Origin of the sequence: Streptomyces sp. NPDC007901, assembly GCF_042959465.1 — a bacterium.
GTDB lineage: Bacteria > Actinomycetota > Actinomycetes > Streptomycetales > Streptomycetaceae > Streptomyces.
Genome location: NZ_JBIBKW010000001.1, coordinates 52,670 through 74,486, shown reverse-complemented (window position 1 = coordinate 74,486; position 21,817 = coordinate 52,670). Strand labels below are relative to the sequence as shown.

Below are 21,817 nucleotides of genomic sequence, written 5' to 3'. Positions count from 1 at the left end.
CGAGACTGTGATCCGATACACCCAGCTCATCCGGTACGCAGGCGGCCGGAGGCTGTAAAGATCCTGCGGACTGATGTTTCGACGCACGTTTCGGCGGGCGGCCGTGGGGGAGGTCACTGACACGATGATCGGGTTGCGCGGCGGGGGCCACGCGTCCTAGAAAAGCAGTCGGGTGGAGATATGCATCGCGGTGGCGGACTGGGCGAGGGGACCGATGACCTGGGTCCTCGACGCGCCCATCGGGGAAGGCACCGACGCGAGGCGGAGGAAGCGGCGGAAGCAGCACGTCAGGAACAAGGCGTACCGAGTGAGTCGGAGCGGCGCGACCGACGTATCGATCAGTGGGACCAAAGGGGCCGGCGGATCGATCGCGCGATCGACCGTTCTGAGAGCGGGAGCAGGAATGGTGGTCGGGTGGGGGTGACGTACAAATACTTCGGCGCACCGGACGGCGCGACCGCGGCCCGTGTCCCGATCTCGATGCGTCCCGAGGAACTCGGCGGCGACGAGCTCGGCATGAACGGCATGTTCACCAAGATCAAGCCGGAGACCATGGCCGCGATGGTGCTGACGGGCATCGAAGGCGTACCTCTGCACAAGGTGCCACCGCTGGAACTGGTCGTCCTGCACCCGGACTACGCCGTGGTCAAGCTCCCCATGACAGTCGTCGACCCGCTGCGCGGCATAGGCGAGGAAGCGGTCGGCGCGGCGGCCTTCATCTGGTCGACAGTCCCGGACCGGGGCGGCCCGAGGGACGCGTTCAACGTGTACCAGCTGCTGCACGAGTGGCAGGACTTCTCGCATCGGCTGCATGAGGCGGGGCATCAGCCGTACTGCCTGGTGTGGCCCTGACCTGAGGTTTCGTTCTGTTCGGGGGCGCGTCGGCGCGCTGTCAGAGGGTGAGCAGTTCCTCGTGGAACCCGCCGAACTGGCGCTCCCGGTGGACGAGATGGATCTCCAGGATCCAGTGGCAGGTGCGGTCGGCCTTGTCGGTGCGGCGCAGCGGGGTGTCGTTGGCGGGGGTGATGTAGGACTCCGTGTCGGCGCCGTCGATCCACTCGTGCGGGAACTCGCCGACCAGGTGCCCGGCGTGCCAGCCGCCCAGTTCCCAGCCGGCCTCGGCGGCCAGCCGCTCCACCTCGGCGTACAGCTGCTTGCCGGTGATGTCGCCGTGCTCGGCGAAGTGCCGCTTGCCGGCATCGAAGATCCTCGGCAGGTCGGCGCGGAGCCGGTGCTTGTCGGGGTCGTCGCCGAGGACGAAGGTCCGGCCGAAGTCGGCCTCGTACTCCTCGAAGATCGGCCCGAAGTCGGCGAACACGATGTCGTCCGCGGTGATGACCCGGTCCGGCGGGTTCTCCCGGTACGGCGCCAGGGTGTTGGGGCCGGAGCGCACGATCCGCTTGTGCCAGTGCCGGGTGGTGCCGAAGAGTTCGTTCGCCAGGTCGCGCACCCGGTCGCTGACCGCCCGCTCGCCCTCGCCGGGGGCGACCAGGCCGCGTGCCTCGATCTCCGTGAAGAGCCGCTCGGCCTTGGCCTGGGCGTCCAGCAGACGTGCCGCACGGGTGGGTTCGTCGTGAGCCATGGCAGCGAAAGTACGTTCCAATAAACATCCGAGTCAATCACATTGGACTTCACGGAACCGAGCACGCCGACCCCGCCGACACCGGCTGCGGCCGGATCATGACCGGTTCGCTTGTCGTCAGTGTTCGTGCGGGCCGGGCCGGTGGACCGGGCCGTGGGCGTCGTCGCAGTGGTCCGCCGGTTCGGTCGAGGGGGTGGCGATCTGCAGCAGTTCCTCGCTGTCGCCGTCCTCGCCGAGGTGGTCGACCTGGAGGGTGGCGTGGGTGATGGCGTGCCGGTCGCGCAGCAGCTGCTGGAGGTCGCGGCGCACGGCGTGGCAGTCACCGCCGGGTTCGACCAGGACGTGGGCGGAGAGGGCGGGTTCGCCGGAGGTGATGGTCCACAGGTGCAGGTCGTGGATCTCGACGACCGCGGGCCGGTCGGCCAGTTCGTCGCCGATCGAGTCCGGGTCGAAGCCGACCGGGGCGGCTTCCAGGAAGATCCGCCCGGAGTCCCGGACCAGGCCGTAGCCGGCCTTGAACATCAGCGCGACCACGACGAGCGTGGCGATCGCGTCGGCGCGGGCGAAGCCCGTGAGGACGACGATCAGCGCGGCGATCGCCGTACCGATGAACGCGAACAGGTCGTTGAGGATGTGCTGGTAGGCGCCCTCGACGTTCAGCGAGCTGCGGTTCGCCCTGGAGATGCACCAGGTGGCGGCCACGTTGACGACGATCCCGGTGAGCGCGGTGGCCAGCATCAGGCCGCCCTCGACCTCGGGCGGGCTGATCAGCCGCCGCACCGCCTCGTACGCCAGCCAGGTCCCGAGCAGCAGCAGGGTGAGGCCGTTGGCCTGCGCGGAGAGGATCTCGGCACGCTTGAGGCCGTAGGTGAAGCCGCCACGGGCGGGGCGGGCCGACAGCCGCATCGCGACGAGCGCGAGCACGATCGAGGCGGCGTCGGTGAGCATGTGCGCCGCGTCGGAGATCAGGGCCAGGGAGCCGGCGACGACACCGACGACGACCTCCGCCGCCATGAACACCGTGATGAGGGTGAGGGCGAAGGCCAGCCAGCGGCGGTCGGCGTCCGCCGAGACGCCGTGGGAGTGCCCGCCGTGTCCGCCCTCGCCGTGGCCATGGCCGTGGTCGTGCCCGTGATCGTGATCGCCCATGGCGGTTGCCTCGCCCCTCGCGTCGGGTGTTCCGCCTCGCAGTGAAACGCATGGCCGGGGTGAACGCCAAAGGCTGCACCGGTGACCGTTGTCATCTCCGTTAGCACGGCCCTGGCCTGCGGAAACGCGACTTGCCCGGGAGGCGGCCGGGCCCGTTTCGGACGGGCTGTCCGGCTGAACGTTCTCACTCGTCCCGCCGGGCGCCGGCGCCGCTCGGCCGCCGCGCGGAGTTGCCCCGGGGCCCCGGGGCGGCGTTCCGCGCGCCGCCCCGGGGCCGTGGTCAGGAGGGGCTCTGCGTGACGCCCGGGCCCATGCCGGTCATGTGCACGATGTCGCCGCCGAGCTTGGGCCGGAACTCCTTGAGCACCTTCGGCTGGGCGCTGACCACCCAGCGCGTCCCGACCAGGTAGGTGCCCTGGTACATGCTGATCGTCTCCAGCCAGGTGTCCTGGAACCGCTGCTCCGGGAACGTGGTGATCAGGTAGTCGCCGCCCTTGGTGTGGCACACGCCCTCGCGCAGTTCTTCCGCGTCCACCCGGATCTTGGCCTTGCACTGCGTCAGGCTGGCGATGACCTCGACCTTGGCGGGCGCCACGACCTGGGCCTCCTGGGCGGAGACCGTCCGTTTCCCGGAGGACTTCTCGTCGGTGGCGTCGTCCTCACCGCTGCAGGCCGCGGTCAGCGGGAGGAGGGCGAGGCTGCCGACGACGGCCGCACCGCGAACCAGTCGGCCAGTGGGTGAACGTCGTTGCTGCTGGGGCACGGGACGGCTCCGATTCATCGCGGTTGCGCGGGTGAAGGGGGACCCCTGAAGGGGGGTACGGCCGAACACCGACGGGTGTTCAGCACGTGGGGCGGGGTGGGGTGGCCGGTCAGCGGCGGAACGTCTGGAGGGCGGCCGCGTCGGGGGTGTGGGCCGCGGCGGGACTCCGGGGATCCCTCGCCGTACGGGGACGGACCGCGCGGGCCGGTGCGTCGGCGTCCGCCACCGTCGCGGTACCGGTCGACGGGATCTCGGCGGGCGACGGCGCGACGGCGTGCTGGCCGGTGCGCGGAGCACGGACCGGCGAGTCCGCCGCCGCGTCCACGTGGACCGAACCGGCACCGGCGGCCCCCGCCGGCTCCGCCGCGAGCACAGGTGCTGCCGTCACGGCCGCCGTGTGCACGGCGTAGGAGGTGTGGTGGGGGACCGCGATGTGCAGGAGTACGGCAGCGGCCAGCAGCACCACTGCCGCCGCCATGCGCCGTACCACCACGGAACTCCCGACGTGTGCTCCCACCGACGTCACGACGCTACCCGCCCGCCCCCCGCGCCCGGCCCGAACTCACAGGCCCACAAGGTGATGTGGGCAACACGCGGCACACCTCACCCGAACATCCCGGTACAGCCGGTACAGACGGCGCGCGGGGGCACGCAGACCCGCTCTCCCCCGGAGAGCACTACTTCCCGTTGCCGGACGTCGCCGTCGTCGTGGTGGTGTGGTGCGGTCGGTTGCGTATCAGCAGGGCCGAGGCGAGGGCCGCGCAGAGGAAGACGGCGGCGACGACGGTCATGCCGGCGTGGACGCCGGAGGTGAAGGCGTCGCCGACCGCGGCGGTCACGTTCGGCGGGGTCGCCCCGTGGCCGCCGGTGCCCGTGGCGACGGCGTGCTCGACGGCGGGCCAGGCGGCTCGGGGGACGTGGTGGGCGTCGAGCTGGGCCGGCAGCCCGGACTGGAGCCGGCTGGCAAGAAGGGCACCGAGGAGGGCGGAGCCGGTGACGGAGCCGATCTGGCGGAAGGCGTTGACGGCTCCGGAGGCCATGCCGGCGTGTTCGTGGGAGACGCTGACCAGGGCGGCGGCGGTGCTCGGCGCGGCCACCATCCCGGACGCGGCGCCGAAGAGCACGTACAGCCACCACACGCGGGCGTAGGGGGTGGTCGGCTCCAGCGTGGTGAACCCGGCCGTGGCGGCGGCGCCGACGAGGAAGCCCAGGGTGAGCGGGAGCTTGAAGCCGGTACGGCGGATCACGCGTCCGGTGGCGTAGGCGACGACGACGTAGACGCCGAAGAAGGCCAGCAGCCGCCAGCCCACGTCCAGGGCGGACAGGTGCTGGACGCGCTCGTAGAAGAGCACCGAGAGGATGGCCACCCCGGTGAAGCCGAACAGGGAGACGGCCGCGACGAACATGACGGCGCTGAAGGACGGCGACCGGAACAGGCTCATGTCCAGCATGGGGGTGCGGGCGGCCCGCTCGGCGAGGACGAAGCCGCCCAGGGCCGCGGCCGCGACGATCCAGGCCGTGAGGATGCGGGGGCTGGTGTAGCCGTCGTGCCCGCCTTCGATGAGGGCGTAGACGAGGGCGGCGATGCCGAGGGCGGCCAGGACCTGGCCGGGGATGTCGAGCTTGCCGGCGGGGCCGCGCGACTCGGCGACGAAGACGGCGGCGGCCATGGTGACGACCGCGAGGGCGGCGGTCGACAGGAAGACCGTGTTCCAGTGGAAGTGGTCGAGCAGGGTGCCCGCGATCAGCGGGCCGGCGGCGAGTCCGATGCCGGAGGCGGCCGCCCAGGCGGTGACGACCTCGGTGCGCCGGTGCGGGTCGGGGAAGGCGGCCCCCAGGACGGCCAGGCTGTTGGGCAGGATGAGGGCGCCGCCGAGGCCGGAGATCAGCTGGCCGGCGATGACGCCTCCCGTCGACCCGGCGGTGTAGACGGTGAGCGACCCGATGATCATGACCGCGGCGCCGGCGAGGAAGGCGCGTCTGCGGCCGTAACGGTTGCCGAGGGTGCCCGCGGACATCACCAGGCTGGCCACGAGCAGCGTGTACGCGGAGGGGATCCAGACCAGGCCGGTCGGGGAGACACGCAGGTCGTCCTGGATGGCCGACAGCGCCGACACCGACGCGGTGATCAGCAGAAACGTCGTCATGGCACCCAGGCACATCGCGACGAGCGTGACGGCCGCGGCACGCCGGGAGAGCTGGTGCGGCTGGTGCGGCTGGTGCGGCTGGTGGGAGGGGAGGCGGTCGCCGGGGTGCCGGTCGGACTGCTTGAGCCGGCCAGGAGCGGGAGAAGGGATCGGAGCGTCGGGTGCCATGGTGTCCTCGTCTCGGAGCCGGGCTGCGGGCAGCGGGCGGCAGGCGGCGGCGCGCCCCGGAGACCCGACCTGACTGACGATTACAGAAGTCAGCTGCGACGCTATAGGCTGACTTCGCGCGAGGCAAGCCAGCCGGAAGGTGGAGCGGTGGAGGACGCGGCGGTGGACGAAGAGACGAAGGGCCTGCTGCGGGACCGGGACGCCTGGTCCATGGCCAACTGCTCCGTCGCCCGGACCCTGGAGATCGCCGGCACCCGCACGGCGCTGCTGATCATGCGCGAGGCGTTCTTCGGTACCCGGCGCTTCGACGACTTCGCCAAGCGGGTGGGCATCGGCGAACCCGCCGCCTCCGCGCGCCTGAAGGAACTGACCGCCGCCGGGCTCCTGGAACGCGTGCCCTACCAGGAACCCGGCCAGCGGACCCGGTACGCCTATCAACTGACCGAGAAGGGACGGGACTTCCTGCCCGTCCTCTCGGCGTTGCGGCAGTGGGGCGACACCTGGGCCGCGGACGAACAGGGGCCCCCGCTCGTCGTCCGCCACAAGGACTGCGGTGCCCCGGTGCGCGCGGTGCTGCGCTGCGACGACGGCCACGACGTCCGGCGCGGGGAGTCGTTCGTCGACGCCGGGCCGGGTCTCATCCGGGTCGGCCCGGACGGCCGCTGAACCCGGCGGCAGCAGGAACCACCCCACCAGAACGCACTACGAGGAGTTGTCTTGACCCACGACGCGAACCCCGGGCAGGGGTCCAGGTCACGCACGTTCGGCTGGGAGGACCCCGCCGTCTCCGCCGGCGCCGTCCCGCACCACAGCGGCCTCGACTTCCTCCGGGAGATCCTGGCCGGGCGGCTGCCCGCCCCGCCGATAGCCGCCACCCTGGGCTTCACCCTGGAGGAGGCCGAGTACGGCCGGGCGGTCTTCGTGCTGGTGCCGGGCGAGGAGCACTACAACCCGATCGGCAGCGTCCACGGCGGCGTCTACGCCACGCTCCTCGACTCGGCGGCCGGCTGCGCGGTGCAGTCCGTGCTGCCCCAGGGCACGGGGTACACCTCGATCGACCTCACCCTGAAGTTCCTGCGCCCGATCACCGTCGACACCGGCAAGGTCCGCGCCATCGGCACCGTCCTCAACAACGGCCGCCGCACCGCCCTCGCCCAGGCCGAGCTCCGCGACTCCGAGGACCGGCTGCTGGCCCACGCCACCAGCAGCTGCCTGCTCTTCCCGGTCGCGGCCCGCTGACGGCTCCGCCGCCGGGGCAGGCGGAGGGTCAGCGGACGCGGGCCACGCCCGCGTAGATACCGGCGTCCGGCTCCGGTTCCGGGGCCGGTGCGGAACCGAGCCACTGCGTCGCCGTCACCAGGCCGGGGGAGACGAGGTCCAGACCGTCGAAGAAGCGCTCCACCTCCGGGCGGGAGCGGAAGGCGAGCCGGATCCCGCCCTTGGCGTACTCGGCGACGACCTGCGCGGCGAGCTCCGGGTACACGTCGGACGCGGCGTGCGACAGGATCAGGTAGCTGCCCGACGGCAGGGTTTCCATCAGGGCCCGGACGATGCCGTGGGCGTCCTGCTCGTCGGTGATGAAGTGCATCAGCGCGATGAGGGAGAGGGCGACGGGGCGGTCGAAGTCCAGGACGTGCCGGGCGTGCCGGACGATGGCCTCCGGGTCGCGCACGTCCGCCTGGATGTAGTCGGTCGCCCCCTCCGGGCGGGAGATCAGCAGCGCCTCGGCATGCCGCAGCACGATCGGGTCGTTGTCGGTGTAGACGACCTTCGCCGACGGCACGACGTCCTGCACGATCTGGTGGAGGTTCGGCTCGGTCGGGATTCCGGTGCCGATGTCCAGGAACTGGTCGACGCCCTGCGCCGCGAGCCACGCGGCCGCCCGGTTCATGAACCGACGGTTCTGCATCGCGGCGTCCCGCGCCTCGGGCGGCAGCTTCTCACCGACCGCCTCGTCGACCGGGTAGTTGTCCTTGCCGCCGAGCAGCCAGTCGTAGACCCGCGCGGGATGCGCCCTGCTGGTGTCGATCGGGGAGGACGGCTGAGGGCTGGTCGGCATGGCAACTCCATCGCGCCGGTGGAAGGTTCGGACCGGGTTCGCGGCGATCGTACTCGGACATCCCATCTGCCTTGCGCAAGGGGAGACTTGGGGTGCGCGGGACCCTGCCGTAGGCCACACCGCGGGGAGTTGGCACGGTCGGGCGTACGGCAGGGTCCGGGTGCGCGTCCGGTCAGCCGGTCATGGCCGCACGGACCAGCGCGGTGTCCACGAACTGTTCGAAGCGGACGATCAGGCCGCCGCGTACGACGAAGTGGTGGGCGACCCGGACGTCGACCGGTCGCCCGGTGGCCTTGTTGACGGCCGTGTAGCGGGCGAGGACGACGACGTTCTCGCCGTCGACGACATAGGTGTCGTCGTGGGCGGTCCAGCCGTCCCACTCCTCGCCGAGCCTCTCCATGACGTGGGCGGTGACGCCCTCGGGGGTGCGGTAGGTGCCGGCCAGCGGGAAGCCGGCCATCTCCGTCCACTCCACGTCGGGGGCGAGGGTGGCGCGCAGGGCGGCCAGGTCACCGGCCGCCGAGGCGAGGTACTGCCGTCGTACGACGTCGGCGGGGGCGGCGGACAGGGCGAACTCGCTCACGGTCAGCCCCACTTCAGCTCGCCCTTGGCGACCTTCGCACCGATCTGGGCGGCGATCAGCATGCCGTGGTCGGGGTAGCGGGCGACGAGCGCCTCGGTGAGCGCGGCACCGTCCGCGGCCCGGCCCAGCTCCTCCTCGAAGGCGAGCAGGTAGTCACGGGTGGCGGTGACGGCGGTGACGTCGGCCGGGGTGCCGGGCAGCCGGTGCCCGGGCACGACCAGCTCCGGCCGCAGGGCCGCCATCTCGTCCAGCAGCCGGATCCAGGCCGAACGGTCCTCGGGGGCGGGTGTGTCGGCGACCCACACGTGCTCCCGCTGGAAGAGCAGGACACCGCCGAGGAGGGCGCGGTGCCCGGCCTGCCACAGGTAGTGGCGGTCGGGCAGCCCGGCCGGGCCGCCCCGGAGCTCGAAGCGGTGACCCTCCAGGGTGAGGTCGCCGGTCAGCGGCTCCAGGTCGACCAGGCGGGTGGGGAGGTTCGGGCCGAGCGCCGCCCAGGCCTTCAGCTTGCCCTCGTAGGAATGGGCGATGTGCTCGATGGTGATCGGGGTGGCGACGAACCGGGCGTCGGGGAAGGCGTCGGCGAGGACCTCGGCGCCGAAGTAGAAGTCGGGGTCGCCGTGGCTGACGAAGACGGTGGTCAGCTTCTTGCCCGAGTCGAGGACCGCGGCGGCGAGGCGGTGGCCGTCGGCGCGGGTGAAGGCGGCATCGACGAGCAGGGCCTCGTGCTCGCCGGTGACGAGGGTGGCCGTCTTGTTCCGGGAGCCGGCGGGGAAGTCCAGGTCGAGGACGGTGAAGTCGAGGGCGGGGCTCATGGGGTGCTCCTGAACGCAGAGGGAGAGGGCGGCGTAAGGAGGGCCGCCGAAGGCGAGCGATTCATCTGACAGAACAGTAACTGACACGTCAGGTATTTCTCTGTGCGTGTGGCTCCCGTCACACCCGCATCCGGGGTCAGGGCAGCCGGGGCAGCACGTCCCGCGCCGCATGGCTGAGGATCCGCAGATCCTCGGCGAACCGGTCACGGTCCTCCGGCGGCAGCGGCTCCAGGAAGAAACGGCGGATGTTCTCCACGTGCACCCGGGAGGCGGCCACGGCGGTCTCCGCGCCCTTGGCCGTCAGCCGGACGAGACGGCCGCGCCGGTCGGCGGGATCCTCCGCCCGCTCGACCAGCCCGGCCGCCTCCATCCGGTCCACCAGCCGGGTCACTCCCCCGGTGGTCAGAACCTGCTCCTGCGCGACCGCCCGCATCGGCAGTCCCGGCTCGCCCGCCCGCCCCAGGATGAGCAGCACCTCGTACATGAGGTGGCTGATCCCGCACTCCTGCTCCAGGGACCGCCCCAGGAGGTACTCCAGCCGGTTCGCGGCCCCCTGCAACCGCCCGAAGGCCAGCACCAACGGGTTGTTCGCGGCGTCCCGCGGCGTCGAGATCTCCACCTGCTCGTCCACGACCCCGGAACCCCTCTCCTCGTACCCGCACCCGCTTCCGTCCGATCATCCCCGAGCGGGACCGGACCGGCCAACGCGTGCCGCCGCAGCGCTAGTCGGTCTCGCCGTGCTGCCGGCGGATCCGGGCGGCCACCTCGTTCTCCTCCGTCTCCCACCAGGGGCGGACCCGGTCGACGGCCGGGGCGGAAGGAGCGGACAGAGCGGCCGGGACGGACACGGTGGCCGGGGCGGTGGCAGGAGTGGGGGCGGGGGCCGCGGCGGCCTGCTGCCGGTCCAGGTGGCGGTCGAGCGCCGCCGTCTGGACCCGTTCCGCCCGTGCCCACTGGAAGAGGATCGCCAGCAGGAAGGGCAGGGCGACCAGTTCGGCGATGCCCAGCATCGCGCCGCCGCCGATCTGCTGGTCGTGGCGGACGTCCGGGGACCAGGACGGATGGTGGTGCAGGTACCAGGCGCCGGCGATCAGCGTGCCGTGCGTCATGACGACGAGCCCGGGGATCGCGTCGACCACGCTGTCCAGGAAGACCAGGGCCGCCCGGACCGGATGGGTGCACCAGGCGGGGAGGGTCTCCTCCCGGGTCAGGACCGGTACGACGAACAGGCAGCCCGCCGCCAGCAGGTTCAGGTACATCAGCTCGTGCAGCCAGCCGACCCGCAGGGCGGTGGCGAAGTACGGGGTGAAGTAGACCGTCAGCTCGGTGGCGAGCACCAGCGCCGTGCTGACCAGCGGGAAGGTCAGGACCCGGAGCACCCGGCCGGTCATCGTCCGGCGCAGCCGGGCCGCCGCGCCGTCCGGCAGCGCCGCCAGCGCGAGCCGGAGCGGGTCGCCCAGGGCCAGGCCCAGCGGAGCCACCAGGTCGAGCAGGATGTTCTGGACGGCCGCCGGCCAGAAGAGCACGTGGTCGTAGACGGCGAGCGCCGACATCGTCGCCACCACCAGCGCGCCGAGGCCCAGGACCGTGAAGGCGGCGGTGCGGGCCGCCGACCAGGGCTCCCCCCTGCCGCGCACCCGCGTCACGCCCCAGCCGTACAGCCCGCCCAGGGCCAGGACCAGCAGCAGCGCCGGTACGTCCAGCTGCCACGACGTCAGCAGCCGGCCCACGGTCAGCTCGGCCATCCGGCTCACGCTCCTCAAGATCCGGGACGAAACGGGTCAGGTCTGGCCCACTGCGCGACGCTATACCGGGCCCGCCCGGCCCTCGCACAGGGGTGGCCTGCAGAATCGGCGCGATCATCAGACCGGTGATCGGCGCAGTTCGCAGAGGTTCACAGGGGTGGGATTCATGTTCGGTAAGCGGCTCTTCGTGAGCGGGGCCATCGCGATTCTGATCGGCGCGCTCGGCGCGTGCTCCAGCGGCGGGGACGAGAGCGGGTTCGACGACGGCGTCACCTACGAGCAGGACGACACGGGCACCGGCGCCACCACCTCCGCCCCCGCCCAGGACGACACCGTCCACGGACTGAAGGACGACGTCCGGCACATCGCCGCGAAGACCGCCAGGGCCACCCGGCCGCACCTGGTCAGGAAGTGTGCCACCAGCACCCGCCGGGTCCGGCACACCTCCAGCAGCGGGAGCGGCAGCAAGCGCAGGACCCGCACCTGGTACACCACCGAGCGGTACCGGTCCTGCACCAAGGTCCGCAGCGGCACGGAGACCTACCGCAGGACCGTCCGCGCGGAGGAGTGGTGCGTGGAGCTGGACGACGTGAACGGCGACCAGAAGACGGACGACGTCTGGTACCAGGTCGGCCGTACGGTCTACGACGACGCCCGGGCCGCCGACGACCACGCACGGCTGGAGTTCGTCCCGGCCCACGAGGGCTGCTGAGCCGCTCGCCCGGCCCGCGTCACAGTTCTGTGCCAGGCCGAGGTGACCCTTGTTCACTTTCCGTCGGCCGTGCCTACAGTGATCAAGGCGGCCTGTGGATCTTGACGAGCTCCACCGCCGCACGGGGACACGGGGAACACGGGGGGCTTTTCACCATGGGGGAACGATTCGTCGCGCCTCGGCGCATGCCGGCACGGCCCGTCGCCGCGCTGCTGGCCACCGTCGGGGTTCTCGCCGGGGCGCTGGTCGGAAGACCGGGGCTGGAGTCGGTGCCCGGGTGCGGCCCGTCGGGGGAGCTCTACCCCTCACAGACCGCGCAGGACTGGGTGTCGTACGCCGATCATGTCGTCGTCGCCAGTCCGACGCGGGAGCGGGACACCAACCGGCGGGACTACGCCAAGGGGGCCGTCGCCTACACGGCGGACCGGCTGGTGAGCTTCCGGACCGAGCGCCGGCTGTGGTCGGCCAAGTCGCCCCGGCACGCGCTCGGTTCCGGCTTCGACCTGGTCGCCCCCGGCTGGAAGGCCTACCGGCCCAGCGGCACCCGGGTCGCGCAGATGGCCGTCGACTCGCCCCGCTTCCAGGCCGGACACACCTATCTGCTCGCCGTGCGCTGGCACGAGGGAGCCTGGGCGGTGCTCGGCGAGGGCGCCGCCGTGCCCTTCGACGACCACACCGGCGACCGGGGCGAGTGGTGCGGACGGGTGCTCGGCGAGGACGACATCGCGGAGGGGGAACGATTCTCCCGACATGACGACCACAGCCTGGAGAAGGCGCTCCTCGGACAGGACGAGCAGGCCGCCGTCCGCGCCCTGGACCGCGCGGCCCGCGGCTGAAGTCGTTCGCACGGCCGCACCTCCGCCGTACACCTGACCGCACGCCGGACGGCACAGGGCCGCGAAAGCTTTGCCCCTCAGGACCCTCCAGTACACAGCCACCCACATCTCCCCCACTGAAATGGCATGCACTGTTCACGCGCTCTCCACTTTCGACGCGTTGGTGCGCAAGGAACCGGCCATTGACTCTGCGGCGCGGCACCCCGATTCGGAGCCGTGTGGGGCGAATCGTTTCCGAACAGGGGGGGCACAGTGGTGTCCGCGCTAGAGGGTTCCGCCGGGGCGGAATCCGAGAGACCCGTGCCCAGGCGGCTGTCGACCGCCCGAGGGCTCGGGGACCGGATCTTCCGGTACCAGTTGACGGCCACCGGTGGCGTCGTCCTCGCCATCATGGCCGCCGTGGGGCTGTTCCTGCTCCTGCGCGCCGGACAGGCGCTGAGGGCCCGGGGCGTCTGGGCCTTCCTCACCACCGCCCAGTGGCAGCCGGACGTCCACAAGTTCGGCATCGCGGCCGTGCTCACCGGCACGCTGCTGATCGCCGCCGTCGCCGTCACGATCAGCGTGCCGCTGGCCGTCGGCACCGCGCTGTTCATCTCGGACGTGGCCCCCCGGGGACTGCGCCGGACGCTCGTCACCATGGTCGACCTGATGGCCGCCGTGCCGTCCGTGGTCTACGGCCTGTGGGGCCTGTTCTTCCTCCAGCAGCACGTCATCGGGCTGTCCCGCTGGCTGTCGGACTGGTTCGGGTGGATCCCCTTCCTGCACGTCGACGGCACTCAGCCGGGCGAACCACTCGCTTCCCAGAGCGTCTACACCGCGTCCACCTTCGTCGCCGGGATCGTCGTCGCGCTGATGGTCGCGCCGATCCAGTGCTCGGTGATGCGCGAGGTGTTCGCCCAGGCGCCGGCCGGTGAACGCGAGGGCGCCTACGCGCTCGGCGCCACCCGCTGGGGCATGATCCGCGCGGTCGTGCTGCCCTACGGCATGGGCGGGATCATCGGCGGCACCATGCTGGGCCTCGGCCGGGCGCTCGGCGAGACCATCGCGGTCTACCTGATCATCTCCCCGGTCTTCACCATCCAGCCGCACATCCTGCAGACCGGCTCGAACTCCGTCTCCTCCCTCATCGCCCTGCACTACGGCGATGCCTCCACCTTCGGCATGTCGGCACTGATGGCCGCGGGCCTCGCGCTGTTCCTGCTGACCCTGGCGGTCAACTTCACCGCCTCCTCGATCGTGGCCCGGTCACGGTCCGGCGCACAGAGCGAGGCGTGACGATGACCGTCGTAGACCTTGAGAAGGACGTCCCCCAGGACGCCCCTCGGCCGGCTCCCCAGGACGCCCCCGCGACCGGTCCCGCGACCGCCGGCCCCGCCGCCGAACTCCCCGACGTGCCGCGCCGGATCGGCGGGTTCACCCGCTCCGGTGTGCTGTCGCTGCTCGGCGCCGCCGCCTCCGGGCTGTGCGTCACCGTCCTCCTCTTCGGCGAACTCGCCCCTTTCTCCGGGGCATTCGGCTTCTTCGTCACCGCGTACCTCGCATTCCTCGGTATCTACGCGGTGTTGACAGGGCTTGAGGAGGACGCGCAGGCGGTCCGGGACCGGGTGATGACCGTCGTCCTGTGGACCGCGGGCGGGCTGATGTTCTGCGCGCTCGCGATGGTGGTCGGCTTCACCGCCTGGCGCGGCCGCGAGGCCCTGCCGCACGGCAACTTCTTCACCCAGGACATGCAGGCGGCAGGCCCCCTCGACCCGCTGACCCACGGCGGCATCGCGCACGCCATGGTCGGCACGCTCATCATGATCACCATCGCGCTGGCGATCACGGTCCCGCTGGGCCTGGCCTGCGCGGTGTACCTGAACCAGATCCCGGGCCGCTTCTCCCGGTTCGTCCGCACGATCGTCGAGGCGATGACCGCGCTGCCGTCCATCGTGGCCGGCCTGATGGTGTACGCCGTCTGGATCCTCGGCCTGGGCATGCAGAAGTCGGGCCTCGCGGCCGGCTTCGCGATCAGCGTGATGATGCTGCCGATCGTGATCCGCGCGGCGGACGTGGTGCTGCGCCTGGTGCCGGGCAACCTGACGGAGGCCTCGGAGGCCCTGGGCGCGCCCCGCTGGCGGACCGTCTGGCACGTGGTCCTGCCGACGGCCCGTTCCGGACTCGCGACCGCCGTCATCCTCGGCACCGCCCGCGGTATCGGCGAGACGTCCCCGGTCCTCCTCACGGCGGGCTTCACCGCCGCGCTCAACGCCGACCCGACGAACGGCCCGATGGTCTCCCTCCCGCTGGCCGTCTTCAACTTCGTCAAGTCCCCCGAACCGACCATGATCGCCCGAGGCTTCGGCTCCGCGGCCGTCCTCATGGCCCTCGTCCTCATCCTCTTCGCCATCGCCCGCGTCATCGGCGGCCGCGGCCCCGGCCACCAGAGCAAGCGCCAGGCCCGCCGAGCCGCCCGCGCCTCCCGCCGCGACACCGACCGGTTCAGCCAACTCCACACCCCGGGCCTGGAGCTGTTCGAGCCCACGGCCACGGACAACTCCGGCGAGACCAGCGCCCTTCTCGGGGGCGCGGAGAACGGCGCGACCAGCCACGACGCACCCGCACCCGACAACGGCGAACCGGCCCCCGAACGCGCACCCGGCAACGACGGCCAAGCCCCCGAACCCGCACCCGCACCCGCACCCGCCGACGGCGAATCCGCCCCGCAGGGGCCACCCGCACCCGACGACGAAACCCGCACGGGTGGTGCGGGTGGGAACACGGACCCCGCAACAGGAGACAGTCACTGATGTCCAGCCAAGTCATCAACGCCCTACGACGGCTGGGCATCCTGGCCGCACTGATAGGCATCCTCGGCACGATCGCCGGCACCCCGGCCGCCGCCGACACGTACACCCCCATCGCCGGCGCCGGCTCCACCTGGGCGGAGAACGCCGTCGACGAGTGGCGCCGGGCCGTCAACCAGTACGGCATGCGCATCAGCTACGCCGGCACCGGCTCCTCCGACGGCCGCCGCCAGTTCCTCTCCGGCACCGTCGACTTCGCCGTCTCCGACATCCCGTTCCAGACGAACCCCACCGACGGCAGCGCGGCCGAGCGCCCCGCGTCCGGCTCCTACGCCTACATGCCGATCGTGGCCGGCGGCACGGTGTTCATGTACCACCTCACCGTCAACGGCAAGCGGGTCACCAACCTCCGTCTCTCCGGCGACGTGGTCACCAAGATCTTCACCGGGGTCGTCAAGACCTGGGACGACCCGGTGATCAAGGCCGACAACCCGGGGCTGCAGCTCCCCCACCGCACCATCGTCCCCGTCGTCCGCTCCGACGGCTCCGGCTCCACCGCCCAGTTCACGATGTGGATGGCGAACCAGCACAAGGCGCTGTGGAACGCCTACTGCGCCAAGGTCGGCCGCTCGGGAGCGTGCGGGCAGACGTCGTACTACCCGACCGTCTCCGGCATGATCGCCCAGTCCGGTGACCTCGGTGTCGCCGGTTACGTCGCCCAGAACTACGGCGAGGGCGCGATCGGGTACGTCAACTACTCGTACGCGCTCAACGCGCACTACCCGGTCGCCAAGATCCTGAACCACGCGGGCTACTACACCGAGCCGACCCCGCAGAACGTGGCGGTCTCCCTCCTCAAGGCGCAGATCAACACGAACAAGAACTCGGCGGACTACCTCACCCAGCAGCTCAACGGCGTCTACAACGACAGCGACAAGCGCAACTACCCGCTGTCCAGCTACTCGTACATGATCCTGCCGCTGAAGGTGCAGGGCACCTTCACCAAGGCCAAGGGCAAGACGCTCGGCGCGTTCTCCTACTACTTCATGTGCCAGGGCCAGCAACAGGCCCCGAAGCTCGGCTACTCGCCGCTGCCGATCAACCTCGTCCAGGCCGGCTTCGACCAGATCCGCCGGATCCCGGGCGTGGCAGCGCAGAACATCAACATCAAGAACTGCAACAACCCGACGTTCACCGCGAACGGCGAGAACAAGCTCGCGCAGACCGCGCCCTACCCGGCCGCCTGCGACAAGAAGGGCGCCGCGCCCTGCACCAGCGGCAGCGGCGGCGCCAAGTCCGGCTCGGGCAGCGGCTCCGGCAGCGGCGGCTCCGCCGGCACCGGCGGCACCACCGGCGGCACCGGCTCCACGGACGCCTCGACCGGCGGCACCGGCGGTACCGGCGGCGGCAGCGCCCAGCCCTCCGTCGACCCCGACACCGGCCAGACCATCTCCCCGGACGGCTCCACGGGCTCCGCGTCCGGCGGCACCGGTGCGGCGGCGGCCGGCGGCACGGTCGCCCTCGCCCAGCCCGTCGCGGTGGCCACCGGGCACGGCTGGACCGGCACCCAGACGCTGATGCTGCTGGCCGCGCTGCTGGTCTTCGGCCTGCTCCTGCTGCCCTCGGTGGTCTCCCGGCTGGTGGGCAACAAGCGTTCCGACGACGGGGGTTCCCGATGAGACGGACAAGTCGCACCCGGATACGCAACACGCTGGTCCGCCTGCTCGCCGGCGCCACCGTCGGCGCCCTCGCCGGACTCGCGGTCGCCCAGACCGCGCCCACCGCGACCGCGGCCACCGGCTCCGCCGTGACCGTCTCCGGGCGCGGTGAGTTCAAGGACATGAAGTTCACGGTCTCCCAGACCAAGAACCTCACCAGCCAGGCCGTCACGGTGAGCTGGACCGGCGGTACCGCGACCACCTTCGCGGGCACTCAGTTCAACACCGACTTCGTCCAGATCATGCAGTGCTGGGGCGACGACGACGGCACGGTCGCCGCCAACCCCGGCCCGCCGCGCACCCAGTGCCAGTACGGCGCCTCCCCGACCACCAACCGCACCAGCTGGCCGGGCAACGCCCTGGACGACACCCGGCAGGTCTTCTACAGCGCCGACCCGACCAACTACGGCCAGGACAACCGGTACGGCGCCGCCAACCCGAACGCCGGCGGCGAGGTCCCCTTCAAGTCGGTCGACGGCACCACGATCACCACGAACACCCAGAACAACGCGCTGTTCAACTACAACACCACCAACGAGATCGACTTCGCCCGCACCGGCACCAACGGCACGGGCAAGGAGTACTTCGAGGTACAGACCGCCAACGAGGCACCCCACCTCGGCTGCGGCGAGCCGGTGACCACCGACGGCGTCAGCAAGCCGCGCTCCTGCTGGCTGGTGATCGTCCCGCAGGGCCATCTGGACCTGGACGGCAAGCCGTACGCGGACACGAGCCAGGTCAACGCGGGCTCCCCGGTCTCCTCCACCAACTGGAAGAACCGGATCGCGATCAAGCTGAACTTCAACAGCGTCGGCACCAACTGCGCGCTGGGCGCCGACGAGCGCCCCACCACCGGCAGTGAGTTGGTGGCGGACGCGATGACCAGCTGGCAGGCCCAGCTCTGCTCCACCGGCAAGGTCTACGGCTACACCGAGCTCGGCGAGCCCGACACCCGGTCCCGGCTGACCTCGGACGCCTCGTCCACGGGCATGGCCTTCACCACCCGCAAGCTGGGCGCCGACGCGGGCACCACGGCGCCGTCGGGGACGACGACGTACGCGCCGGTCGCGCTCTCCGGAGCCGTCATCGGCTTCACGATCGAGCGAAGAGCCAAGTCCGACGCACCGGACAGCATCAAGAAACTCGCGGGTACCAAGGTCGAGTCCCTCAAGCTCGACGCCCGCCTGGTCGCCAAGCTCCTCACCGAGTCGTACCGCAACTCCACCTGGGGTTCGATCATCAACGGCACGGCGGCCAAGGGGTACGGCTGGGCGAAGACCAACCCGGCCGGTATCGCCTCCGACCCCGAGTTCATCGCCCTGAACCCGGAGTTCCGGTACCTGTCGGTCGCCGAGACCCCGGCCACCGACACCGACCTGATCACCTCGCTGGGCCACTCCGACACCGCCCGTGCGATCTGGCAGTGGGTCCTCGCCGACAAGGACGCCCGGCAGTTCCTCGCCGGTGTCCCGGACGACGACGGCATGCGGGTCAACCCGTACTACAGCACCAACAAGGACCTGAACCCGACCGGCGTCGCCTTCGACCCGTCGAGCACCGACGACTATCCGAAGAGCGACCCGTGGTGCACGGTGCCGCCCGGCTCGGACGCCCCGTCCACGGCCACCCAGTGCATGACCGACTTCCACCCCTACGTGGACGACATGCACGCCGGCGCCCTGCACACCCGGCGCGCGGACACCCTGTGGAAGTCCACCTGGGACGCGCTGTCCAGCCCGCAGGCGTACAAGAGCCCCGGCCCGCAGACGGTCGGCTCGCGGTTCATCATCACGATCACCGACGCGGCCTCCGCCGCCCGGTACGGCCTGCAGACCGCCCAGCTGAAGAACACCGCCGGCAAGTACGTCGCCCCGACCGCGGCCGGGCTGACCGCGGCCGCCGCGACCGCCTCCGGCAGCGGCGTCGCCGAGATCACCCCGGACAACGCCACGGCCAAGGCCGCCTACCCGCTCGCCGAGCTGGTGTACGCGGCGGTCCGGCCCGGCAAGGTGAGCAAGGCCGCCCGCCAGGACTACGCGGCCCTGCTGCGATACGCCTCCGGCACCGGGCAGACCCTGGGCGCCGACCCGGGCAAGCTGCCCGAGGGGTATGCCCCGCTCTCCACGAAGCTGCGCGCGCAGACCGTGAAGGCGGCGAACGCGCTGCTCGCCTACGCCGGTCCGACGTCGACCGACAGCGGCGGCTCGGCGGACGGCGGCGGCACGGACACCTCGGGCGGCGGGCCGTCCGGGACGGACGCGTCCGTCGGGGGGACCACGGGAGGCGGTGCCGGCACGGGCACGCCGGGCGACGGTGCCAGTGCGACGCCGAGTGTGAAGGCGTCGTTCGACGGTGGGAAGGCGCTGGAGACGACGGCGGCGGGTAACACGCCGGCCGACCCGGCGAACCCGCTGCGGTACGCCGTTCCGGCGGGGGCCGCGCTCGGGGCGGTCGCCGGGGTCGGCGCACCGTTCGCCGGCGGGCGGCGGCTGTCGATGGCTTCCGCCGTGGCGGCAGTTCGTCGGCTGCGGGCGCGTCGTGGCTGGTCGCGCCCACGCGGCGGAGCCGCACATGGATAGCGCCCCGCGCCCCTGAAGGGGCGCCGTCCCGAGGGGCGTCAGAGCCCCACCGGAGCCAAGTGCTCCCCCACAGACGGCCGCCCGCCCCGAAAGGCAGTCGGGGCGGACGGCTCGTACCACCCTGCCAGATCCTCTGGCAACACCCAGCTAGCAAGCTCTCGTCAGGAGACTCTCGATGCGCAATCTGCGCTCTTCGGCGGCGTTCGTCGCCGCTGCCGTGGTGGCTGGCGGCCTCGCCCTCGCCACCCCGGCGGTCGCCGACCCGGACGCCGGTGCCTTCCGCCAGCTGGTCGGCGTCGGCTCGGACACCACCCAGGACGTCCTGAACGCCCTGGCCGGTGACACCGTCAACGGCACCAGCTACTCCGCCTCCGCCGTGAAGTCGACGAACGGCGCGGGCATCGCGTCGTACGACGCGATCGAGCCCGGCACCGGCTCCACCACCTCCACCATCAAGACCCGCACGGACGGCCCGTCCTTCCTGCGCCCGAACGGTTCCGGCAACGGCCGTCTCGCCCTCAGCGAGGCGCTGACCGGTGACAAGTACCCGACCAGCGCCGGTGTCTCCATCAGCGGCCAGGTCGACTTCGCGCGTTCCTCGGGCGGCCCGTCGGCCTCCGGCACCGCGCTGACCTACATCCCGATGGCGCGTGACGCGGTCGGCGTCGCGGTCAAGGGCTCGGCCCTGGACACGCTGACCGTGGACCAGTTGCACGACATCTACTCGGGCACGCTCACCACGGTGAACGGCCAGACCGTGCACCCGCGGATCCCGCAGTCCGGCTCCGGCACCCGCAAGTTCTTCCTCGCGGCGATCGGCCTGACGGACGCGACGCTCTCCCCGAACGTCACCACCGTCCAGGAGAACCAGGCCAACGCGGCCCTGACCGAGGACGGCGCGCTCGTCCCGTTCTCCGTCGGTTCCTGGATCGCCCAGAACAACGGCGTCTCCCCCGACTACAGCACCACCGCGGCCGCGGCCGGCGGTCACCTGGCCTCCATCCAGCTGCCCGGCGACACCGGCGCCACCAGCCCGGTCACCACGGTGAACGGCAAGCTGTCCCCGGTCAACGCCTACTACGACAACTCGACCTTCGGCCGCGACGTGTACAACGTCGTCCCGAGCCGGGCGATCGACTCCACGAGCGTCTTCTTCGACAAGGACCTGTACGACGTCTTCGTCACCAGCGGCAGCCACACCGCCGCGCTGGCGTCGGACGCGGCCGAGGCGGTCATCGCCAAGTTCGGCTTCGTCAACGAGTCCTACAACGGCTCCATCTCCGTGGCCAAGCACGCCAAGCTCGGCGGCCTGGAGGAGTCCGGCGTCGACGCCTCGGTGCCCGGCGCGCCGACCGTCAAGGCCACCGTCGGCGACGCGAGCCTGAAGCTGTCGTGGACCGCCCCGTCCGCCACCGCGCTGCCGGTCACCGACTACCGGATCACGCTGACCGACGCGGACGGCGGTGTCGTCGCCGTCAAGGACGTCGCGGCCTCCGCCACGTCGTACTCCTTCACGGGCCTGGCCACCGGCACCTACACCGCCACGGTCACCGCCAACAACCTCAACGGCACCGGTGCCGCGGCCACCTGGACCGGCGCGGTCAAGTACAAGAGCACCACGACCGCCGCCACCGCCACCACCGCGTACGGCAAGACCCCGAAGGTCGCCGTCACCGTCGCCGGCTCGCACAGCGTCACCGCGAGCGGCAAGGTCACGGTGAAGGAGGGCTCCACCACCCTCGGCACCGGCACCCTGAGCTCGACCGGCAAGGTCACCATCAGCCTGTCGAACCACCTCAAGGTCGCCACCCACTCCCTGACGGTGTCCTACGGCGGCAGCTCCAAGCTGAACTCGTCGTCCACCACCGTCTCCCTGAAGGTCACCAAGGCCTCGGCGGCGGTCTCCACCTCCGCCCCGACCTCGGTGAGCCACACCGCCAAGGCCAAGGTCACCGTCAAGGTCACCGCGACCGGCACCACCCCGACCGGCACCGTCCGCATCTACCAGGGCACCAAGGTGATCGCCACCGGCACCCTGAGCAGCGGCAAGGTCACCTTCACCCTGCCGAAGCTGGCCAAGGGCAAGCACACCCTGCACGCCTTCTACGTCGGTTCCTCGACCGTGAACTCGAAGACCGGCGCCAACTTCACCATCACCAGCAAGTGACCGTCTGACGG

Annotated in this window: 20 protein-coding genes; 10 read left to right on the top strand and 10 right to left on the bottom strand. The window is 71.5% G+C overall.

The features are described from left to right. Window positions 1-180 precede the first annotated feature (180 nt). Window positions 181-852, top strand: a complete 672-nt coding sequence (locus tag ACFZDK_RS00380) for a hypothetical protein (RefSeq protein ID WP_390968328.1) — start codon at window positions 181-183, stop codon at window positions 850-852. Between the two features lie 40 nt (window positions 853-892). On the opposite strand, the gene ACFZDK_RS00375 is transcribed toward ACFZDK_RS00380, so the two are convergent. The 5 genes from ACFZDK_RS00375 to ACFZDK_RS00355 all read right to left on the bottom strand — a co-directional run bounded on the left by ACFZDK_RS00375 (window position 893) and on the right by ACFZDK_RS00355 (window position 5,809). Beyond that, window positions 893-1,582, bottom strand: a complete 690-nt coding sequence (locus ACFZDK_RS00375) for a M24 family metallopeptidase (RefSeq protein WP_390968326.1) — start codon at window positions 1,580-1,582, stop codon at window positions 893-895. Window positions 1,583-1,699: 117 nt separating this feature from the next. Further along, window positions 1,700-2,731 carry a cation diffusion facilitator family transporter gene (locus ACFZDK_RS00370; protein WP_390968324.1) on the bottom strand — a complete coding sequence of 344 codons (1,032 nt, stop codon included), beginning with the start codon at window positions 2,729-2,731 and terminating at the stop codon, window positions 1,700-1,702. Between the two features lie 280 nt (window positions 2,732-3,011). Next, window positions 3,012-3,494, bottom strand: a complete 483-nt coding sequence (locus ACFZDK_RS00365; protein ID WP_390968323.1) for a hypothetical protein — start codon at window positions 3,492-3,494, stop codon at window positions 3,012-3,014. A 109-nt stretch (window positions 3,495-3,603) separates the two neighbouring features. Further along, complete coding sequence (locus tag ACFZDK_RS00360; protein ID WP_390968321.1) at window positions 3,604-4,011, bottom strand: hypothetical protein; 408 nt, start codon at window positions 4,009-4,011, stop codon at window positions 3,604-3,606. A gap of 160 nt (window positions 4,012-4,171) precedes the next feature. Continuing rightward, entirely contained in the window at window positions 4,172-5,809 is a 1,638-nt protein-coding gene (locus ACFZDK_RS00355) for an MFS transporter (RefSeq protein ID WP_390968319.1), read from the bottom strand. 162 nt (window positions 5,810-5,971) lie between these two features. Here ACFZDK_RS00355 and ACFZDK_RS00350 point away from each other — a divergent pair, with 162 nt between their 5' ends. After that, on the top strand, window positions 5,972-6,475 hold the full coding sequence (locus tag ACFZDK_RS00350; RefSeq protein WP_390968317.1) for a winged helix-turn-helix transcriptional regulator: 504 nt from the start codon (window positions 5,972-5,974) through the stop codon (window positions 6,473-6,475). Window positions 6,476-6,526: 51 nt separating this feature from the next. Beyond that, window positions 6,527-7,048 carry a hotdog fold thioesterase gene (locus ACFZDK_RS00345; protein WP_390968316.1) on the top strand — a complete coding sequence of 174 codons (522 nt, stop codon included), beginning with the start codon at window positions 6,527-6,529 and terminating at the stop codon, window positions 7,046-7,048. A 28-nt stretch (window positions 7,049-7,076) separates the two neighbouring features. Here ACFZDK_RS00345 and ACFZDK_RS00340 read toward each other — a convergent pair whose 3' ends face one another. The 5 genes from ACFZDK_RS00340 to ACFZDK_RS00320 all read right to left on the bottom strand — a co-directional run bounded on the left by ACFZDK_RS00340 (window position 7,077) and on the right by ACFZDK_RS00320 (window position 11,008). Further along, on the bottom strand, window positions 7,077-7,868 hold the full coding sequence (locus tag ACFZDK_RS00340) for an SAM-dependent methyltransferase (RefSeq protein ID WP_390968314.1): 792 nt from the start codon (window positions 7,866-7,868) through the stop codon (window positions 7,077-7,079). 172 nt (window positions 7,869-8,040) lie between these two features. Then, window positions 8,041-8,463 (bottom strand): nuclear transport factor 2 family protein, encoded by a 423-nt coding sequence (locus ACFZDK_RS00335; protein WP_390968312.1) that lies wholly within the window; start codon window positions 8,461-8,463, stop codon window positions 8,041-8,043. After that, entirely contained in the window at window positions 8,454-9,263 is an 810-nt protein-coding gene (locus tag ACFZDK_RS00330) for an MBL fold metallo-hydrolase (RefSeq protein ID WP_390968310.1), read from the bottom strand. The genes ACFZDK_RS00335 and ACFZDK_RS00330 overlap by 10 nt, the downstream gene beginning before the upstream one ends. Before the next feature lie 136 nt (window positions 9,264-9,399). Beyond that, complete coding sequence (locus ACFZDK_RS00325) at window positions 9,400-9,894, bottom strand: MarR family transcriptional regulator (RefSeq protein ID WP_390968308.1); 495 nt, start codon at window positions 9,892-9,894, stop codon at window positions 9,400-9,402. 91 nt (window positions 9,895-9,985) lie between these two features. Further along, the gene (locus ACFZDK_RS00320; RefSeq protein ID WP_390968306.1) at window positions 9,986-11,008 is read right to left on the bottom strand and encodes a cytochrome c oxidase assembly protein; all 1,023 of its coding nucleotides are present in this window, start codon (window positions 11,006-11,008) and stop codon (window positions 9,986-9,988) included. A 166-nt stretch (window positions 11,009-11,174) separates the two neighbouring features. Between ACFZDK_RS00320 and ACFZDK_RS00315 the strand changes: the two genes are divergently transcribed. From ACFZDK_RS00315 to ACFZDK_RS00285, 7 genes are all read left to right on the top strand, one after another. Continuing rightward, window positions 11,175-11,720, top strand: coding sequence for a hypothetical protein (locus ACFZDK_RS00315; RefSeq protein ID WP_390968304.1), 546 nt, complete (start codon window positions 11,175-11,177; stop codon window positions 11,718-11,720). Window positions 11,721-11,905: 185 nt separating this feature from the next. Beyond that, the gene (locus tag ACFZDK_RS00310) at window positions 11,906-12,556 is read left to right on the top strand and encodes a hypothetical protein (protein ID WP_390968302.1); all 651 of its coding nucleotides are present in this window, start codon (window positions 11,906-11,908) and stop codon (window positions 12,554-12,556) included. A gap of 300 nt (window positions 12,557-12,856) precedes the next feature. Beyond that, complete coding sequence (gene pstC / locus ACFZDK_RS00305) at window positions 12,857-13,831, top strand: phosphate ABC transporter permease subunit PstC (protein ID WP_355709858.1); 975 nt, start codon at window positions 12,857-12,859, stop codon at window positions 13,829-13,831. Window positions 13,832-13,833: 2 nt separating this feature from the next. Then, on the top strand, window positions 13,834-15,345 hold the full coding sequence (gene pstA, locus ACFZDK_RS00300) for a phosphate ABC transporter permease PstA (RefSeq protein WP_390968300.1): 1,512 nt from the start codon (window positions 13,834-13,836) through the stop codon (window positions 15,343-15,345). Further along, window positions 15,345-17,021, top strand: coding sequence for a substrate-binding domain-containing protein (locus tag ACFZDK_RS00295; protein WP_390968298.1), 1,677 nt, complete (start codon window positions 15,345-15,347; stop codon window positions 17,019-17,021). Before pstA ends, ACFZDK_RS00295 begins: the two co-directional genes overlap by 1 nt. Continuing rightward, a complete protein-coding gene (locus ACFZDK_RS00290) occupies window positions 17,018-19,639 on the top strand; it encodes a hypothetical protein (RefSeq protein ID WP_390968296.1) in 2,622 nt (873 codons plus the stop codon). The genes ACFZDK_RS00295 and ACFZDK_RS00290 overlap by 4 nt, the downstream gene beginning before the upstream one ends. A 175-nt stretch (window positions 19,640-19,814) precedes the next feature. Then, window positions 19,815-21,806, top strand: coding sequence for an Ig-like domain repeat protein (locus ACFZDK_RS00285; RefSeq protein ID WP_390968294.1), 1,992 nt, complete (start codon window positions 19,815-19,817; stop codon window positions 21,804-21,806). Window positions 21,807-21,817: the final 11 nt, after the last annotated feature.

Excerpts from the sequence above, each read along its gene's own strand:
- ACFZDK_RS00370 (WP_390968324.1), bottom strand. The coding sequence starts at position 2,731 with ATGGGCGATCACGATCACGGGCACGACCACGGCCATGGCCACGGCGAG.
- ACFZDK_RS00340 (WP_390968314.1), bottom strand. The coding sequence starts at position 7,868 with ATGCCGACCAGCCCTCAGCCGTCCTCCCCGATCGACACCAGCAGGGCG.
- ACFZDK_RS00295 (WP_390968298.1), top strand. The coding sequence starts at position 15,345 with ATGTCCAGCCAAGTCATCAACGCCCTACGACGGCTGGGCATCCTGGCC.
- ACFZDK_RS00315 (WP_390968304.1), top strand. The coding sequence starts at position 11,175 with ATGTTCGGTAAGCGGCTCTTCGTGAGCGGGGCCATCGCGATTCTGATC.
- ACFZDK_RS00355 (WP_390968319.1), bottom strand. The coding sequence starts at position 5,809 with ATGGCACCCGACGCTCCGATCCCTTCTCCCGCTCCTGGCCGGCTCAAG.
- pstA (WP_390968300.1), top strand. The coding sequence starts at position 13,834 with ATGACCGTCGTAGACCTTGAGAAGGACGTCCCCCAGGACGCCCCTCGG.
- ACFZDK_RS00380 (WP_390968328.1), top strand. The coding sequence starts at position 181 with ATGCATCGCGGTGGCGGACTGGGCGAGGGGACCGATGACCTGGGTCCT.
- ACFZDK_RS00310 (WP_390968302.1), top strand. The coding sequence starts at position 11,906 with ATGCCGGCACGGCCCGTCGCCGCGCTGCTGGCCACCGTCGGGGTTCTC.
- ACFZDK_RS00290 (WP_390968296.1), top strand. The coding sequence starts at position 17,018 with ATGAGACGGACAAGTCGCACCCGGATACGCAACACGCTGGTCCGCCTG.
- ACFZDK_RS00375 (WP_390968326.1), bottom strand. The coding sequence starts at position 1,582 with ATGGCTCACGACGAACCCACCCGTGCGGCACGTCTGCTGGACGCCCAG.
- ACFZDK_RS00285 (WP_390968294.1), top strand. The coding sequence starts at position 19,815 with ATGCGCAATCTGCGCTCTTCGGCGGCGTTCGTCGCCGCTGCCGTGGTG.
- ACFZDK_RS00330 (WP_390968310.1), bottom strand. The coding sequence starts at position 9,263 with ATGAGCCCCGCCCTCGACTTCACCGTCCTCGACCTGGACTTCCCCGCC.
- ACFZDK_RS00320 (WP_390968306.1), bottom strand. The coding sequence starts at position 11,008 with ATGGCCGAGCTGACCGTGGGCCGGCTGCTGACGTCGTGGCAGCTGGAC.